This is a genomic window from Acidobacteriota bacterium, from assembly GCA_016713675.1.
Lineage (GTDB): Bacteria > Acidobacteriota > Blastocatellia > Pyrinomonadales > Pyrinomonadaceae > OLB17.
The window spans coordinates 1,164,876-1,183,088 of the sequence record JADJOS010000001.1 but is presented as its reverse complement, the minus strand read 5'-3'; the positions used below and the strand labels follow the sequence as shown (position 1 = coordinate 1,183,088).

Annotated in this window: 15 protein-coding genes; 6 read left to right on the top strand and 9 right to left on the bottom strand. The window is 53.6% G+C overall.

Annotation, left to right across the window (positions count from 1 at the left end):
• Positions 1 to 29: 29 nt before the first annotated feature.
• The 3 genes from tilS to argH are packed head-to-tail and all read right to left on the bottom strand — an operon-like array spanning position 30 to position 2,869.
• Complete coding sequence (tilS, locus tag IPK01_05355; protein MBK7932921.1) at positions 30 to 1,049, bottom strand: tRNA lysidine(34) synthetase TilS; 1,020 nt, start codon at positions 1,047 to 1,049, stop codon at positions 30 to 32.
• Between the two features lie 8 nt (positions 1,050 to 1,057).
• Positions 1,058 to 1,480, bottom strand: coding sequence for a PaaI family thioesterase (locus IPK01_05350; GenBank protein MBK7932920.1), 423 nt, complete (start codon positions 1,478 to 1,480; stop codon positions 1,058 to 1,060).
• A complete protein-coding gene (gene argH / locus IPK01_05345; GenBank protein MBK7932919.1) occupies positions 1,481 to 2,869 on the bottom strand; it encodes an argininosuccinate lyase in 1,389 nt (462 codons plus the stop codon).
• 32 nt (positions 2,870 to 2,901) lie between these two features.
• Between argH and IPK01_05340 the strand changes: the two genes are divergently transcribed.
• The 3 genes from IPK01_05340 to IPK01_05330 all read left to right on the top strand — a co-directional run bounded on the left by IPK01_05340 (position 2,902) and on the right by IPK01_05330 (position 4,908).
• The gene (locus tag IPK01_05340; protein MBK7932918.1) at positions 2,902 to 4,101 is read left to right on the top strand and encodes an argininosuccinate synthase; all 1,200 of its coding nucleotides are present in this window, start codon (positions 2,902 to 2,904) and stop codon (positions 4,099 to 4,101) included.
• A 7-nt stretch (positions 4,102 to 4,108) separates the two neighbouring features.
• The gene (locus IPK01_05335; protein MBK7932917.1) at positions 4,109 to 4,501 is read left to right on the top strand and encodes a nuclear transport factor 2 family protein; all 393 of its coding nucleotides are present in this window, start codon (positions 4,109 to 4,111) and stop codon (positions 4,499 to 4,501) included.
• 71 nt (positions 4,502 to 4,572) lie between these two features.
• Positions 4,573 to 4,908, top strand: coding sequence for a DUF4157 domain-containing protein (locus tag IPK01_05330; GenBank protein MBK7932916.1), 336 nt, complete (start codon positions 4,573 to 4,575; stop codon positions 4,906 to 4,908).
• An 86-nt stretch (positions 4,909 to 4,994) separates the two neighbouring features.
• Here the strand turns inward: IPK01_05330 and IPK01_05325 are convergent, their stop codons facing one another.
• From IPK01_05325 to IPK01_05300, 6 genes are all read right to left on the bottom strand, one after another.
• Positions 4,995 to 6,266: a DUF1501 domain-containing protein gene (locus IPK01_05325; protein ID MBK7932915.1), complete on the bottom strand. Its 1,272-nt coding sequence runs from the start codon at positions 6,264 to 6,266 to the stop codon at positions 4,995 to 4,997.
• 125 nt (positions 6,267 to 6,391) lie between these two features.
• Entirely contained in the window at positions 6,392 to 6,928 is a 537-nt protein-coding gene (locus tag IPK01_05320; GenBank protein MBK7932914.1) for a transposase, read from the bottom strand.
• 88 nt (positions 6,929 to 7,016) lie between these two features.
• Positions 7,017 to 10,112, bottom strand: coding sequence for a GH92 family glycosyl hydrolase (locus IPK01_05315; GenBank protein MBK7932913.1), 3,096 nt, complete (start codon positions 10,110 to 10,112; stop codon positions 7,017 to 7,019).
• 54 nt (positions 10,113 to 10,166) lie between these two features.
• Complete coding sequence (locus IPK01_05310) at positions 10,167 to 10,706, bottom strand: hypothetical protein (protein MBK7932912.1); 540 nt, start codon at positions 10,704 to 10,706, stop codon at positions 10,167 to 10,169.
• Positions 10,685 to 12,448: a beta-N-acetylhexosaminidase gene (locus IPK01_05305; GenBank protein MBK7932911.1), complete on the bottom strand. Its 1,764-nt coding sequence runs from the start codon at positions 12,446 to 12,448 to the stop codon at positions 10,685 to 10,687. Before IPK01_05305 ends, IPK01_05310 begins: the two co-directional genes overlap by 22 nt.
• A 112-nt stretch (positions 12,449 to 12,560) precedes the next feature.
• Positions 12,561 to 13,241 (bottom strand): hypothetical protein, encoded by a 681-nt coding sequence (locus IPK01_05300; GenBank protein ID MBK7932910.1) that lies wholly within the window; start codon positions 13,239 to 13,241, stop codon positions 12,561 to 12,563.
• Between the two features lie 69 nt (positions 13,242 to 13,310).
• On the opposite strand from IPK01_05300, the gene IPK01_05295 reads away from it, so the two are divergent.
• From IPK01_05295 to IPK01_05285, 3 genes are all read left to right on the top strand, one after another.
• Positions 13,311 to 14,828 (top strand): O-antigen ligase family protein, encoded by a 1,518-nt coding sequence (locus tag IPK01_05295; protein ID MBK7932909.1) that lies wholly within the window; start codon positions 13,311 to 13,313, stop codon positions 14,826 to 14,828.
• Between the two features lie 92 nt (positions 14,829 to 14,920).
• Positions 14,921 to 17,353 (top strand): beta-lactamase family protein, encoded by a 2,433-nt coding sequence (locus IPK01_05290; GenBank protein ID MBK7932908.1) that lies wholly within the window; start codon positions 14,921 to 14,923, stop codon positions 17,351 to 17,353.
• Positions 17,354 to 17,555: 202 nt separating this feature from the next.
• Positions 17,556 to 18,152, top strand: a complete 597-nt coding sequence (locus tag IPK01_05285) for a hypothetical protein (protein ID MBK7932907.1) — start codon at positions 17,556 to 17,558, stop codon at positions 18,150 to 18,152.
• Positions 18,153 to 18,213 lie beyond the last annotated feature (61 nt).

Here is an 18,213-nt window from a genome sequence, read left to right as displayed (position 1 = left end):
TTTTAGTTTGCGCATCGCGCAATTTCAACCTAATTCTTTTGATATACAAGTTTGCCGCCCTTTCTCAATACATTGGCGTTCCCCGGAAGCTCTGCCAGCCGGCCGCTCTTTTCACTAAATACCAAACGTTTGATCGCTTCTATATGTTTCAGTCCTAATCCACGCTTATTTCCCCTTTGATGAGCCAGCCACATTCGCAATGTACGATTGAGGCGGCCGTCCTCCAGCGATCTCAGATCGCTAATGTTAAGTTCGTCGGAAAGGTCTATTTGGATTGAGTTATTTGCAGACCCTTGACCAAGCAGCTCGGCCGTCCCGGCGAGTGTCTCGATGATCTTCGGATTCATCGTCTCAAGCATCGGGATCAGTTCTTTGCGAATGCGGACGCGTTTGAATGTTGGATCGTCATTCATCGAATCGTTCCGGAATGCAGTTCCGCTGTCGCGACAAAACGCTTCAGTATCATCTCTTTTCGCCCATTTGAGTAAAGGACGAATCAAAGCAATTTCAGATTTAAGATCTGAAATTTCGAATCTCAAATTTGAAATTTGAAATTGTTCGAGATTTTCATTGTCCAGCGGCCTTACTACGGCCATTGCACTCAGGCCGTCGGTGCCGCTGCCGCGAATCAGATTAAGTAAGAAAGTTTCAGCTTGATCATTTACGGTGTGGCCCGTGAGCACGGCGAAAGCATTGTTCTCTGAGGCGGTTTGCCGAAGAAATTTGTATCTGGCATTACGGGCATTTTGCTCAAGATTTCCTTGTCTTGATATCTTTCCGTTTCCGCAGACATACTCGACGCCTAAACGAACGGCAAGTTTGCGAACAAATTCGCGGTCCGCATCGCTCTCCTCACTCCTCAATCCGTGATCAAAATGGGCCGCAATTATCCGGTGCCCGATCTTTTTACGTTTCACAAGATCCGCCATCGCCATGAGCAGACTGACCGAATCAGCACCGCCCGAAACTGCAACGGCGACAGCCCCGCCATCAAACGGCAGCCCCAGCCGCCGCCATTCGGTGATCAGATGTCGAACAAATCGATGCATAAGGAGGCTTATTCCGGCTGATAGACCGCCCGTTTTTGGATCAACAATGTCAGGCGTGATGTGCAGACGAGTTTGCCGCGTTCGTCGGTGATGTTGATCGACCAAACGCTCATCGACCGGCCCGGATAGAGAGGCGTGGCTTCGACAGTTATGATGCCTTTTGAAACAGCTCGCAAATGATTGGCGTTGATCTCGATTCCGACCGGCGTTACTTTTGTCAGGTCAGCTCCGGCCACAACGCCGATCGACGCCGCGGTTTCGGCTAAGTAAAGCGAAACGCCGCCGTTCATAATTCCGACGTACTGATGCACTTTCTGTGTGACCTCCATCGTCAGAACGACGCGTTCGGCCGTTGCAACCTCGACCTTGACGCCGAGAAATTGCATCAGCTCGTTCTGTGCGGTTTGCTCGATCAGTGCCTTTTTGTCCATTTAGTATTCGAGGTATTTTTTGGCAGCTTCCAGTGCCTCTGCTACACGCGAAGGAGACGTTCCACCGCTCGTGGTCTTGGCAGCGAGTGCCGCATCTAGGCTAAGGGCATCCATAACATCAGCATCGATCATCGGCGAAAACTCTCTGAGCTGGTCGATCCTGAGTTCATGCAATTCCTTTCCTTCGCCGATCGCGTAAAGGACGGCATTACCGACGATCTCGTGTGCGGTCCGGAACGGAACGCCTTTTTTCACCAGATGATCGGCAAGTTCGGTCGCGTTCAAATAGCCTTTCGTCGCCGCGTCTTTCGTGATCGCTTCATTTACAGTCAGATTTTCGAGGACTATCGCCGCGGCCCGTAAGCTTATCGAAACCGTATCGACCGTATCAAAGACCGCCTCTTTGTCTTCCTGCATGTCCTTGTTATATGCCAACGGCAACCCCTTGAGCGTCGCGAGCAATGCCATATTATGACCAAAAACTCGGCCCACCTTTCCTCGCAGCAGCTCGAGAGCATCGGGATTTTTCTTCTGCGGCATCAGACTCGAACCTGACGACACCGAGTCGCTCAAGCTGACAAACCCGAATTCCGTCGAACAATAAATGATCAGATCTTCGGCCAGCCGCGACAAGTGAACCATTATCAGCGAACACGCGGACGTAAATTCCACCGCAAAATCCCGGTCCGAAACGCCGTCGAGACTATTCGCCGTGACGCCCTCAAATCCGAGCTCACGGGCCATGCTTTCGCGGTCGACCGGAAATCCTGTTCCGGCAAGTGCTCCGGATCCGAGCGGCAAGATGTTGACTCGCTTTCGGGCATCGGCCAGTCGTTCGCGGTCTCGCTTGAGCATTTCAAAATACGCCAGGCACCAATGTGCCCACATCACCGGCTGTGCCCGCTGCAAGTGCGTGTATCCCGGCAGAACGGCGTCTCGATGACGCTCAGCAACTGCAACCAAGGCATTTTGAGCAAGCCGCACGAACCCGTCGATCCGATCGATCTCATCTCGCAGCCACAGCCGAAATGCCGTTGCCACCTGATCATTACGGCTTCTGCCCGTATGCAGTTTGCGCCCCGCATCGCCGACGAGGGCGATCAATTTCCCTTCGAGAAATGAATGGACATCTTCGGCGGTCGAGTCCGCAAAGAACTGATCGTTCAGGGCCTCTTGCTCCATCAGGTGCGTCAGGCCCTCGACTATCGCCCGTCGTTCGTCCGTTGTGATCACGCCGGCATTCTCGATCCCGTGGGCGTGAGCAATACTTGCCGTTACGTCAGCATCGAACAATCGCCGGTCAAAACGAAACGAATCGTTAAACTCCGCAAATGTTTCGTTCGGTGATTCGGTAAACCGTCCGCCCCAAAGTTGGCCTGATTTGGTCATTTGTATCCTCGCGCGAGTATAATTGTATACCAATGACCAAAAAGATAAACAAAGTCGTCCTTGCCTATTCCGGCGGACTCGATACGTCGGCGATGCTGCTGTGGATCAAAGAGACCTACGATTGCGAGGTCGTGTGCTATTGCGCCGATGTCGGCCAGGGCGAAGAACTGACCGGACTCGACGAAAAAGCGAAAGCAACGGGAGCGTCAAAGCTATATATCGAAGACCTCCGCGAAGAGTTCGTCAAAGATTTCGTCTGGATGGCCGTCAAGGCAAATGCCCTTTACGAGGGCGTTTACTTGCTCGGCACATCGCTCGCACGTCCGGTTATCGCCAAACGCCAGATCGAGATAGCCCAAATGGAAGGCGCCGACGCCGTCGCTCACGGAGCAACCGGCAAGGGCAACGATCAGGTGCGTTTTGAGCTGACTTACTACGCCCTGCAGCCCGACATCAAGGTCATCGCTCCGTGGCGCGAGTGGGAATTCAAGGGCCGTGCCGACCTGATCGCATATTGCACAAAACACGGCATTCCGGTCACCGCGACAACCGAAAAACCGTATTCGATGGACCGCAACCTGATGCACATCAGTTACGAAGGCGGCATCCTCGAAGACCCGTGGGCCGCCCCGCCTGATGACATCTTCCTTCTAAGTAAGTCGCCCGAGAACGCATCTAACACGCCGCTCGAGATCACACTCACCTTCGAAAAAGGCGAGCCTGTCGCGATCAACGGCGAAAAGTACGGAGCAGTGGATCTGTTGACCAAGCTAAACTTCATCGGCGGAGAGCACGGCATCGGTCGCGTCGATCTGGTCGAGAACCGCTTCGTCGGTATGAAATCGCGCGGCGTGTACGAGACGCCTGGCGTGACGATCCTCATGACCGCGCACCGCGCGCTTGAATCGATCACGATGGACCGCGAGGTCACACGTCTGAAAGAAAGCCTCGGCACCAAGTTTGCGGAGTCGATCTATTATGGATTCTGGTTCGCCCCCGAATTCGAGATCCTCAAATCGATGATCGATCAAACACAAGAGGTCGTAAACGGCGATGTTCGACTGAAACTCTACAAAGGCAATGTGACCGTAACCGGCCGCAAATCGCCAAATTCGCTCTACCGCGAACGCGTCGTCACATTCGAAGACGACGCCGGAGCCTACGACCAGCACGACGCCGAAGGGTTCATCAAACTGCAGGCGTTGCGACTAAGACTCCGGAATATGGAATGATCGAACTATGAATCGAAATGCTCTTGATAATTGGCACGGGATTGTCCTCAAGCGTGATGCCAGCGGTCTTGGCGAACTGCTCGCTGATGACGTCGTTTTTTATTCGCCCGTCGTCCATACGCCGCAGCATGGCAAAGCGATCACGACTATGTACCTGACTGCGGCCGTGCACGTTTTCGGGAACGACAGTTTTCGGTATGTCCGCGAGGTCGTCGGTGAAAGCGACGCGGTGCTTGAATTCGAGACCGAGATCGACGGCATCATCGTCAACGGCGTCGATATGATCCATTGGAACGCCGATGGCAAGATCACCGAATTCAAAGTGATGCTCCGTCCGCTCAAGGCCGTCAACATCATTCACGAAAAGATGGCAGCGATGTTAAAGGCCGCATCCCGTTAGGCCGAATTTTCTTGTCAATCTCGCAATATCTGTGATATTACTTCTGTATCAATCAAAAAAGGAGCACAACTATGCCGGAAAATCCGTTAGAAAACCTCAATGTCCCTAAACAGATTACAAAGGGTGCGGTCGAGACACGTTTGCCAAAGCCGCTTCGGGCTGAGCTCGAAAGGGCCTTTGATTCTGATTTTTCAAATATCAAGGTAATGCAGAGCCATTTGCCGACGCTAAACGGCTCGGACACTTTTGTGAGGGGCAACGAACTTCACTTCGCTCCGGGTCGATTCGACCCTCACTCGAACGCCGGGCGTCACCTGATCGGACACGAACTTTCACACGTCGTCCAGCAGCGGCAGGGGCGAATTCGAAGCAGCGATAACGACAGCAACGACAACGATCGGAATTGATCGACATAGAGACGCACATATAAAAAGAGATGCTGTATAAGTGCATCTCTTTTCTTTGCGCGTACTGTGCTTTTTTGCGGCAATTACTATCCGAGATACCCGCGGAATTTCTCTTTCGTTGCCGAATATCTTGGGAAAAGCTTGTCGAGCTCCTTCGTGCCCAGATGTTTATAGGCCGCCTCGGCAAAAACGTCGCGAAAATCGGTTGTTACGTCGAGATCGCGGCCTTCGTAGAGCTTGTCTGATTTGAGTCCCTTAAAATCTCCGTAAACTTTGCCGCCCTTGACCGAATTGCCGATCACGAACATCGCGTTCGCGTGGCCGTGGTCGGTGCCGCGGGTGCCGTTCTCACGGGCCGTGCGGCCGAATTCGGACATTGTCAGCACGACGACATCGTCCATTCGCTGACCAAGGTCGGTCGTAAACGCAGCGATGCTCGTCGAAAGATCACGCAGCAGATTGGCAAGTGTTCCCTGCGACGGATTTTGTCCGGCGGACTGGTTTGAATGAGTGTCCCAGCCGCCCATTTCTGCAAAAGCGACCTCGAGCCCGACACCTGCTTTGATCAACTGAGCGATCTGCGAAAGCGAGCGGCCTAACGCTGATGCCGGATATACCGCACCGTTTTCCGGCTTGTACTGCGACGGATTTGCCTGCTTGAGGTAATTGACCGCTTCGAACGTTTCCTTGCCGGTCTCGCCGAGGGTGTCTTTTACATTCTGCTCGTAAACACCCTCAAAGCCGCCTTTCATATTGTTTGAATAGATGCCGGCCTTGATCGAAAAATCGGCGAGATTGGTCATCGCCACCGACGGAGCCCTGCCGTACAAAGCTCGCGGCAACGCCTGCGTCATCGCGACCGCTCGAAACGGCGACGCGTCCTTTTCCTGCTTGGCCTGCAGAACGCGGTTGAGCCAGCCGTCCTTGGTGCCTTTGTAGCCGGGCGTGCCCGATTCCATATAGTCCTGAGCATCAAAATGCGAACGCGTATTGTCCGGCGAACCGGCGGCGTTGATAACGGCCAGTTTCTTATCACGCCACAATGCTTCGAAGGGCTTCATCGAGGGATTTAGACCAAAATATCCATCCAGATCGATCGCTCCATTTGCTTTTTTCGGGCCCGGGATCGCGATCGTCGGCCTCAGAGCGTAATACTGGTCTTCGCCATACGGCACGACCATATTCAGGCCATCGACCGCACCACGCTGAAAGATCGTCACCAGGACTTTCTTCTTTCCATATCCTTTCGCTGCCGTCTGCGCCGCCGCAAACTGATGCAGAAACTCAGGCGCCGCCGCCATCAAACCAAAACTCCCAAGTGCGATCCCGCTCGTTTTTAAGAAATATCGTCGGTCCATATAATTACCTCGGTATAAATTGCTTACCGTAACTTAGACGCACCCAATGCAGAAACAGCCGACTTTTTGGCACAAGCCCGCACGAAGTAAGGGCGTTACACCCAACTCAATCGAACAAAAATATCTCAATCATCCAGCTCGAATGGAACATCACTTTGGCAATATAGAACGTAATCGACTGCGGCGCTAACGTGAGAGCTCTTCCACAAGTACCGACGGCTACGCCCACGCGACCAAACTTTGCTTTCGGCGGCTATCAAGCCAAGTTCTCGTAGCCGTTTCGTAGCGGCCGCCTTGAGTGCGTCAGCCACTCGCTCCGGTTTTGCTTGCGCAACAATAACTACATGAACGTGATTTGTGCGAACATTGACCGCATACAATGTGTGACCCTTGGCCTTGCAGAACTCCTTGATCGCCGCCTGCACTGCTTTTCGTTGTTCTCGATTCAGTATGATCGCGTCATGCTCCATGCGTTCACGCATTGAGTCCTCAAACGGAACATTCGGTTCGATCCGTTTGAGTTCGCGAGTCGACCTTTTGTTTCGACGTGTCGATGAGCGTTCGTCACCGTGCAGCCATGTGCCATACGTTCGAAAGGTAATTAAATAGGCGATCGGAAAATCGTTGTCATCCCATTCGTTGTGACCGTCGTCGAATTGCATAGTTCCACCTTGACGTCGTGCAACGCCCTTACTTCGTGCGGGCTTGTGCCGAGGGAAACGCCCTTACTTACGTGCGGGCTTGCGCAGTTTAGTTGATCAATATCTCATCGACAAAAATAAATGCATCGTCGCCAGCTCCGGGATGCCAGCTCGGGATCTTGCCTAAGTTGTATGCGTGGACGCGGACGTAGCGTGCCTTTAGCGGCGTGATCGACTGAACATAGTCGCGGATCTGTTCTTTCATATCGGTTGGATCGATATCGGTCTTGATATCGGCGACACGCGTAAAATTGACGCCGTCCGTTGACACTTCAAATTCGATCCGCGTCGGCATCCATATCCACGAACGGGCGTTCTGCAAAAATCCGCCGCCGACACGCTTGATCTCGGTCTCACGCTGCAGATCGATAGTGGCGATGAGGTCTTTGGGCTGATAACCCTGCCATTCGCCCGATGCAAAATTGATAGTGCCGCGAATACCATCGATCAGACCTTCGTCACCGCCGCCCGTGTATTGGCGGTTGTATTTGTGCTCGATCTTGACGGTCCAGTCGTTTGGTTTTGCAATGAATTTGGCTTCGCTGGCGATACTGCGATCTTTATCCGTGGCGGCAACGGCCTTGATCGTGGTCGTGTCGCTGATCTCAATTGGCCCTGAATATAAAGTCGATTCGTTTGCTTTCGGTTCGGCTCCGTTCGTCGTGTAGAACACCTTTGCGTTCGGCGTTATGGTCGAAAGCGTCACAGTCGTCTTGCCTGAAAACACGCGAGCACCGCCATCGATCACTGGTACGGCGACTGTTTTGGTGTTGCTTCCCGACATCGGAAATTCGTTGAACGCTGTCGTCACCGGTTGGTCGATCATCGCAAATTCCAGCACGCCGCCGTTCATTATGTCTTCGTGTTTGATGAACGCTTTTTTGTAAGGTACTCCGTTGAGCTTGGCGTTGAGGATGTATTTATTCGATGGCGAAACGTTCTTCGCTCTGACCGTGAACGTCTTGCCGTTCTCCAGCCGATAGGTCATTTCAGGAAACAAGGGCGTTCCGAACGCATAAACACCGTCGCCCGGAGCTACCGGATAAAAGCCGCTGGCGGACAATATGTACCACGCCGACATCTGGCCGCAATCTTCGTTGCCGATGAGGCCGTCGGGCTCGGGTTTGTAAAACTCGTCCATTATTCTGCGGACGAGGTTTTGCGTTTTCGACGGCTGATAGGCGTAATTGTAAAGATAGGCAATATGATGGGAAGGCTCGTTTCCGTGGGCGTATTGTCCGATCAGGCCTGTGATATCGGGCTGTTCGCGGCCGGCGAGTTTGTCTTTGGTAGTGAATAGTTCGTCGAGCTTTGCCGCAAACTTCTCGCGGCCGCCCTGCAGTTCCATCAAACGGGAAACGTCATGCGGAACGAAGAATGAATAAACCCAACTGTTGCCCTCCGTAAAGTTGAACGTCACCTCATTCGGAGCAAACGGCGACACCCAACCGCCGTTCTTCTTTGGCCGCATAAAGCCGGTTGAAGGATCGAAGAGGTTTTCGAAGTAGCGTGATCGCTCGGAAAACCTCGCGTAAACTTTTTCATAGCCGTACCGCTCTTTGTCGTCCCAGCCGGTCTCAAACTGTCCGGGTCGTCGATTAATCTTAGCCTCAAGATTGGCCTTCATTATCTTTGCCATGTTCGCGATGCACCAATCGTTATACGCATATTCAAGCGTTTTCGAAACAGACTCGTGCTCGTCTTCCATCGAGATGTAGCCGCGGCGTTTGTAGTCCTTGAGGCCGAGATGGTCGAGTTCGGCGGAGTGTTTGGCGGCGGCGTAGGCTTTTTCGTAGTCAAAGCCTTTGATGCCCTTCGCCATGGCGTCAGCGATGACCGAAACGGCGTGATAGCCGATCATCGTGTCGGTCTCTTCGCCCCACAGCTCCCAAACCGGCAGCCGCCCGCCCTGTTCGTATTGCCGGATAAACGTATTAATAAAATCCACCGTCCGCCGCTGGTCGATGATCGTGTAAAGCGGATGCGCCGCCCGGAACGTGTCCCATAGCGAAAAGACGGTGTACTGATCGCTGGGAGTCCCGCCTTCAGGCGGCTTCTTTCCCGCAGCAGGCCGGCTGAAGCCGGGACTCCGAGCATCATCCCGAATGTTATGTATCTTCTTATCGTGACCAATGTACGACCCATCGACATCATTGAACACATTCGGCTGGATCATCGTGTGATACAGGGCCGTGTAAAAGGTCGTCGTCTGAGCGTCGGTCCCGCCGGAAACCTCGATCTTAGAAAGCTCCTTGTTCCAAGCCGCTTTTGCATTAGCGCGAACCTTGTCGAAATTCCAGCCAGGCAGCTCGGCGGCGAGATTTTTGCGGGCACCTTCGATAGAGACATTTGATATAGCGACTTTTAGAAGAATTTGTTCGCCTGCACTCGTGGACAATGGAAAGAAGAAATTCTCATTTCCTGTTTCCGGAACGCTACTACCCTCTGCTCTTCTTCCGTCAGAACTCTTGATAATCGGTTTTGAAAACTCGGCGACAAAGTAAACCGTCTGATTTTTTGCCCACGAACTAGATCGTCTAAAACCCTCGATACGTCGATCGCTGACGACTTTGACCTTGCTTTCGAGAGTCTTGTCCCGCCATAACATATCGAGATTAATTCCGGCATCCTCCGATTCTGGGAAAGTGTACCGGTGAAATCCAACACGGGCCGTAGCAGTCAATTCGACGAGCAACTTCGCATCGTTGATCTTTACTGAATAGTAACCGGGCTCTGCTTTTTCGTCAGAATGTGAAAACTTGGAGGAATAACGACCTGATTGCTGAATCATTAAATCCTTCGGCGACCAAGTTCTTCCTTCATCGACCGTAGGCATAAACAAAATATCGCAATAATCCGGAATTCCCGTGCCGCTGAGGTGTGTGTGCGAAAAGCCGTAGATCGTGTCGTCGGAGTAGTGATAGCCGCTGCTGCCGTCCCAGTTGTCGATGCGGGTGTCGGGCGAGAGCTGGACCATCCCAAACGGCATCGTCGCCCCCGGAAATGTATGCCCGTGCCCGCCCGTTCCGATGAATGGATTTACCCAGCGAGTGTAATCCTGAGCGTTAGTTTTACCCACGAAAAGTACGAAAAGACACAAAATAAAGAGGGATGCGAGACGTTGATGCTTGGCTACGATTTTCATTTTTCCTACTTCTTCAATTTTTAGTGACTTTCGTGTTTTTCGTGGGCAAATTTCTTAATGAACCAGTTCACCGCCGCCGAGGTTTCGCCAGTTTTGGCCCTTTAGAGCCCAGCGGACGCGCCAGAACGGTTCGCCGCCGCCGTTGTTGTAACGCAGGCTTATCTTGTGCAGCCCTGCCTTGAGCGGAACCACGGCCGAGCGAGTTTTCCGAGCGGGCGTCCCGGTGTCGTCGATCAACGTGAAACCGTCGATATCGATCGCAGCAGAATACGTCGACTCGACCTGAAAATCATAGATCGCGTCCGCGGGAGCGTTGAAATAGCCGTTAAATGTGACGGCAAACGGTTTGGTCAGCGTCGAGGCCTTGGCAAACTGCTGAAAGCCTATCGAACGCGTTTCGCCGCTTGTGACAAAAGGCTCGGCAACGCCGTCGCTCCGCCAGGACAGCAAACCGTAGGTCACGCCCGGACGTTTGTCCTTCGGCTCGGGCTCGGCCGCCCGCCACGGCTGCCTAAGCAGCGTTGCGGTGTAAACCGAACTCTTGCGTCCAGTTAGTAAAACGACGATCGCCTTTACATCAACGCGCTCGCCCATCGGCACCGAGACCTGCAGCGGTTTTGTATACGGCGTGCTCTTTTCGTCCGGCGCAGTGCCGTCGATCGTGTAAAGACCTTGGCACCCGGAACCGATGACGAGAGATCGAGCTCCGCTTTCTCGTCCGTAGCGAGTACTCGGTTCACGAGGCCCGAGGGCTCCGGAATGCGATAATCGACCTCTTGTTTATCAAGCCGTGCGAAATTGGCGTTTAGCCGCCGAGTGAAATCCGCGAAATTCTTATTCTCCAGACTCGACCAGCCGACCTCCGCCATGGCGAGAATACGAGGAAAGCCCATGTACTCGACCTTGTCGGGCGTTTTCATGTATTCCGTCCAGATGTTGCCTTGGGCGCCGAGGATGTATTTGGCTTCGTCCTTTGTCAGTTCTTTTGGAATGGGGTCGTAGCCGTAGACCTTTTCGAGCGGTACGTAACCGCCGATGTTGATCGGCTCGGTATTGGTGTCGCCCTGGCCGTAGTCCAGATAGGCGTAATCGGTCGGCGTCATTATCACGTCGTGCTTGGCCTTGGCCGCCTCGATGCCGCCCTTGATGCCTCGCCACGACATGACGGTCGCATTCGGGGCGAGGCCGCCTTCGAGGATCTCGTCCCAACCGATGATCTTTTTGCCGCGACGGTTTACATGCTTTTCGATGCGCCGGATGAAATACGACTGCACCTCGTGCTCGTCCTTGAGGTTTTCGCGTTTCATCAGATCCTGCACGAACGCCGATTCTTTCCAATGGTCTTTCAGCACCTCGTCGCCGCCGATGTGGACGTACGGCGAATCGGGAAACAGTGCGATCGTCTCGTCAATCACGTCCTCGAGAAATTTGAACGTCTCGTCGGTCGGGCAGAAAACCTCTTTGAAAATTCCCCACGTTTTCTGCACCTTGTACGTGTAGTCCTGTTTACACCCAAACTGCGGATACGCCTCTAACGCCGCCGAAGCGTGGCCGGGCAGCTCGATCTCGGGAATGACTGTGATATATCTCGCCTTGGCGTAAGCGACGACATCTCGGATCTGTTCCTGTGTATAAAACCCCTCGACCGGCACGCCGTCACCGAAATACGGCTGCAAAACACGCCCCGAAACCGTCTCCGGCCGCTTCGAACCGACCTCGGTAAGGCGCGGATATTTCTTGATCTCGATCCGCCACCCCTGATCGTCCGTCAAATGCCAGTGAAACGTATTAAATTTGTATTGCGACATCAGGTCGATGTATTTCTTAACAAAATCAACCGGCATAAAATGGCGTGACACGTCTAGATGCATACCGCGGTATTTGAAGCGGGGTCGATCTTCGATGCTGACCGCTTTGATGTTGATCTTGGCTCCATTCTTCTCAGGCAATAACTGAAGGAGTGATTGAATACAGTGGAAAAGTCCTAGTTGTTGTCCCGTGAGCAAAATGACATCCTTCTTCACTGAGAGGTTATATTCTGAACTGTCCTGAAAATTTGTGCGCATAAGCACAATGACGTTTTTCAAACCCGATCCCTGAACACCGATCTTTAATCGGAAACCATACTGCCGCATGAGGACGGTATTGAGTCCTTCGGCAAGTTCTCGTGCCTGCTCGTCCCAAATTATTATCTTTGTAGACTTTGTAAGCTCGAAAACCCCATCATGAGCTTTCACCGATACGGGCTTCGGAATTATATTGATCTCATCATTCTGACCAAACGCAAAAGAAGCAAAAAGAAGACAAAACGCGGCGGCGAGCAGGGTGTGTTTCATTTGTTATTAACGGAGCAAGCGTGGATCTAGGTTCTTGGTCCAATAATAACAAATCGTTGGTTTGATTCAATTGTCTGCCTTCATGGGCTCTCTCTAGCATCAGAAATACCGGTCATGAGACAGCCAGCCATTCCCTAATATCGTCCCGCATTTCCTGTGTGATCTCGTGTTTCGCGGCGTAGTGTTTTGAACGGAAATTGGGCAGGGTTTCGCTTAATTTCTGGTTGAAAGCGGCGAATTGTTCCTGTGTGTAAAACTCATCGTCATCTCCGTAGAGGTAAAAGGTCCGGGCCGGGAACGGTTTGTAGATCTCGTTCGTTTCGAGATCGCCGGGAATACCGCCGCAGACGCCGATAACGCCGGCAAGGACCTCGGGGTATGTGAACGCAAATCTGAAATCCAGCGCACACGCCTGCGAAAACCCATAAATATAGATGCGGCGTTCGTCTACTAGGCCATCGCCCACAAGCTTGGCGATCACATCAAGAACGAATTTATGATGCAGCCGCACATATTCCTCACTCTTTTGATCCGCCAGCCAGCCGTAACCGACGCGATAGCCGTCCGGCGTCTGCCGAAAATGAGGGTGCGGAGCCTGTATGGACGCGATGATGAAATTGTCGGGAGCAACCTGTCTCGCCTCGCGAAGCATATACCGTTTATGCGCGCCGTAACCATGCACGGCGATCAGCAGCGGTGCCGGACCGGTAATGCCTGCCGGCACCCATAGGTCGTAATACAGATTGATCTCTGCCGTTATCGAGAGTTCGGTTTGTAGATTCTCTTTATCCATTCCTGTAGTTTTCGCTGAACGCTCGTTCAACAGCGGTTTCAGCACCTAACTGTTATAATACTCGCATTTATGGCGACGATTTTCGAGCGATTGGACAAACTAGCCGGCATCGAATCCGATGCGTTCGCTGCCCGCTGGCTCCAGCGATCAGCGTTCATTTTTCTGACGCTGATGGTCGTCTCGGCACCTCATTCGATCGCCGCTACGCAGATCTCGTGGATCATCGGAACGCTCATATGGGCCGCATCATTTTTCTTTCGGCCGCGTAAACAGGCCAAAATTCGGCCGCTCAACATCGCTCTTTTTGCATTTTTCGGCTGGTCGGTCGTTAGCGGGCTCTTTTCGTACGAACCTTCCGTCTCGCTCGATCGGCTTCGCAGCGTAGCCGTCTTTCTGATCTTCATCTTCGCCGCGGCCAATATCCGCCGCCTCGGTGCTGCATATTTTCTTGCTTTCGCTCTTATCGTGTCCTGCATGGTCAATGTCGTCTGGACGCCCGTCCAGCGTCTGTTGGGCCGCGGCGTCGAGATCCATGGCCTTAAGCCGGACGGCCCGCTCGCCAAAGCACTGCTCTGGGAGGGCGACACGCTGCTCGCCGCCAACGGCAAAAAGGTCAAAACGAGCGAAGATGTTGCAGCCGCCATCGCCGCAAACGAAGTGACCAAGATCAAATTCTACCGTCCCGATTTTGAGTTTGCGGTAGATGTAAAACGCTCGGACATGCTCGCCGGCACGACGGCGAACGAACAGCTCGGCATCGAACGCTGGTCACTCAGCCATAATTGGCGTTCGATGGGCTTCTACAACCATTACGTAACTTATTCCGAGGTGCTGATGCTGGTCGCCTCGCTCATCTTCGGTCTGCTGATCGCAGCGATCGGGTCATACGCCCGCCGCCGCCGCTCAACCATCCCGCTGCTTGCCGCCGCTTTTGCCGGCACATCTTTCGCTCTGCTGCTGACCGTCACACGTGCCTCGCAGCTTGCTCTGATGATCTCGGCGTTCATGATCGTCCTTCGCGGTGCATCCAGAAAGATCGCGATCGCAACGGTGCTTTTGGCCATACCGGTCATCATCGGCGGGCTGTTCTTTCTGCAGCAGAGCCGCCAGACAGGATTCTTTGACTCAAAGGACGAATCGACCCGCTATCGTTTTGTGATGTGGAATGACGGCGGCCGTCTGCTCACGGCAGGGCCGCGAAATTTCGTCTTCGGCGTCGGTATGGATTCGATCCAAAAACATTGGCAGGAATGGGGAATGTACGAGGGCGGATTTCTTCCGATGGGCCATTTTCACTCGGCTCCGGTCCAGATCGCCGTCGAACGCGGCATCCCCGCACTGCTCATTTGGCTGATAATACTGGCTCTTTTTGCCCGTACACTGTGGCGTGGAATAACCATCGCCCGGGACGGCGACTGGCGTTCGTTCGGCATTCTGCTAGGTACATTCGGCGCTCTTGTTGGATTTGTCGCCAGCGGTTTTGTCCACTGGAATCTCGGCGATCAAGAGGTCGCGATGGTCTTCTACATCCTGATGGCATTCGGCGTCAGGACCGCAGAACTGAATGCCGCAGATCCAGACAATTAAGAAGCATGTAACACACCGTCGTCGTATCTAGATCAGAACTTTTGACGAAAAACAAGCGTATCCAATGCTGATCAATCTAACGGAGTCACAACATGAATAACACTTTGTCACGGTCCTTTCTGTCGCTTCTACTTCTCTTTTCGATCTTCACCCTGTCGCTGCCGCAGATCGGATATGCACAGACCGGCACTCAAACCGCTGCGGCCGTCGACTATTCAAAAGCCCTGCAGGCGATCGAAGAAAAGGTCGAAGCTCGCCGTAAGGAGCTCGGCATTCCGGGCATGTCGCTCGTGATCGTAAAAGACGACAAGGTCATATACATGAAAGGCCTCGGCTACAAGGACTTTGAGAACAAGATCGCCGTCACGCCCGACACGCAATTCGCTATCGGCTCTGCGACCAAAGCGTTTACCGCTCTCAGCGTGCTGATGACCGCCGACGAAGGCAAGCTTTCGCTCACCGACAGCCCGAAAAAGCTCCTGCCGTACTTCAAAATGTACGACCCCGATACTGACAAGAACATCACCATTCGCGACCTGATGTCACATTCGTCTGGCCTCAACCGCACCGACCTCGCAATGATCACAGGCAAATTGAACCGTGCAGAATTGATCCAGGTCGCAGCTCAAGCGAAGCCGACCGCGAAGCTTCGTGAAAAATTTCAATACCAAAACATTATGTTCACGGCCGCCGGCGAACTCGTCACGCAGGCACAGAGAACGCCGTGGGAAAAGTTCGTTCCCAAACGGATTTTCAAACCGCTCGGCATGAATAACAGCAATATGTCGATGAAGCAGATGGAAAAGGCAAAGGACCATTCCTTCGGCTACAGCTACAATTTCGACACCAAAGAAACAAGAAAGATGCCATTTCGCGACATTGACGAAGTCGCTCCCGCAGGTTCGATCAACTCATCCGCCCGCGACATGGCAGAATGGATCCGTTTTGTCATGAATGGCGGCACCGTTAACGGCAAACGCCTTGTTTCCGAAGCCGGATTCGCCGAATGGATCAAACCGCAGATGAAGATGTCGCCCGCGATGGACTACGGGCTCGGCTGGTTTCTGCAAAAATGGAACGGCCACACGGTAGTCCAGCACGGCGGCAATATCGACGGATTCAACTCGCTCGTCGCGATGATCCCTGAGAAAAAGATCGGTTTTGTCATGCTCACAAACGTCTCGGGTTCGAGCCTCGGCAACGACATTATGCCGACGATCTTCTCGAACATCCTCGACGGGCCGAAAGACGAGACCAAACTGCCGCTCAAAACGCTCCAGCTGCTTGCCGGAAAATACGGCACCGCCGAACGGCCGATCGAGGTCAAGATCGAGGGCGAGGACCTCTTTCTCGTCGTGCCCGGCCAGCCGCCGTACAAACTCGAACGCACCGCACCGCGCACATTCAAAGCCCTCGGGCTGCCGGACGGATTCGGTGCGAAATTCACGCCCGAGACCGGCGACGCGGCCGAGCTTGAGATGATCCAGCCGCAGGGCAACCGCAAGCTGCCCCGCATCACCGGCGATGCACCAAAAACGCCGGCCGGCCCGAATCCCGCCAAAGAGCTCGTCGGCACCTACACGACTCAAATGGGCAATATCGAGATCAAGGACACGGACGGCAAGGTCACACTCAACATCACCGGCCAGCAGCCGTACACGCTCATCGAAAAGTCGAAGGACACCTACTCGATGTCGCCGCTGCCCGAGGAACAGTTCGTCCTCAAGACAAAACGAGACACCGCAGGCAAGGTAACGGCCGTCGTCATCACACAGCCGCAAGGCACGTTCGAATTCCCGCGTGCCGGTGCCGTCTCGGCCGAGATCAAAATGACGGCCGATGAGCTGATGCAAAAGGCCGTCGCGGCTGCAGGCGGCGAGGAAAATTGGCGAAAACTCACATCGCGTGTCATCGAATTTACGCTCGATCTCGAGAACCAGGGTGTTCAGGCACACGGCACGCAATACGCCAAGGCACCGAACAAGTCCGCCGCCGAAACGATCTTTACCGCACTCGGCAAGACGATCGCGACCGAATGGGAATACTTCGACGGCACTAACGGCGAAGACGCGATCTCGTTCGCACCGGCCGAGAAATACTCGGGCGAGCGACTCGAAGACGTACGCCTCGGCAACGATTTTTACGGACTGCTCAACTGGAAGACGAACTACAAAACCGTCGATATAACCGGCATCAAAAAGGTCAATGGCGAAGACGCCTACGCCGTCACCTTTACGCCCGCCAAGGGCACTGCGTTCACCGAATACTATTCGACCACGACGTTCCTCTTGGTCAAACGCGAGGGCATCATCTCGTCCAGCACGAGCCAGCAAAAGATACCGTACAGTGTCGAGTATTCCGACTATCGCGAGGTCGACGGCGTAAAATTGCCCTTCAAAACGGTCAATAACAACATCGGCAACGGCAACATCGTCACCACGCTGAAGAGCGTCAAACACAACGTCCCCATCGACGACAAACTCTTCGGACCAAAGACGCAGCCCGGTCAGAAGCCCGCACGATAGTAAGGGCGTCCCGCCGGAACGCAGGCAGCCTGCCTGCGAGTCAGTAATGTCGTGTCTTCGCCACAATAGTAAAACAAGCCTCGCCTGATCACAGCGGGGCTTTCCCTTTGTGACCTGCAGCTTTTGTGACCTGCGGCACAACTGAATGAAACGTGAAGCGATAGGATAGCGCTGTCGGATCATGAATAGGAGGTTTTAGATCATGAGAAAGATAAGAACTATAGGACTTTTGGTATTTGTCGGCCTTGCCGCATCGGTGGGTGCGATATATGGGCAAGAAAAGACAACATTTACCGGAACCGCGTTGATCTACGGCTCAGGGATGAACACCCGGACGGTGACACGCACTTTCACAATGCGCGTTAACGGCCGCACCACTGCAGCCGAAGTTGCCGAATACCTTAAAACGCTGGAGAGCGGCGGCCAGGAAGGCCTGCGTAACGCAATAAGCAAGAACGATCTCGGACAATTTTCGCTCGGCTCATCAGTTGGCCGGCCTTTGAATGCCGTGGTCGTCGACACTTTCGAGGGCAAGACCCGCGTCCGTGCCGTATTTGAACGCTGGATCGGATTTGGCGAACTCCGCGGAGGTTACCGCTCCGTCGATTATCCGTTCGGCTATGTCGAGATAGTGATCGACCCGAAAACCGGCAAAGGCGACGGAACATTCATTCCGGCGGCACAGATCAGGTTCAAACACGGAAAAGCGGGAGCGGCGGACACGGTCGAGATCGAAGATTTCGGTATATTCCCCGGACGTCTCCTCGGCGTCAGAATGAGCGGCTTTAAGATCAGCTAGCCTGCAGGCCATCGATCAGCCGCATACGGAGCGGCCCTTTAACCGCTCCGATGTATTCCTC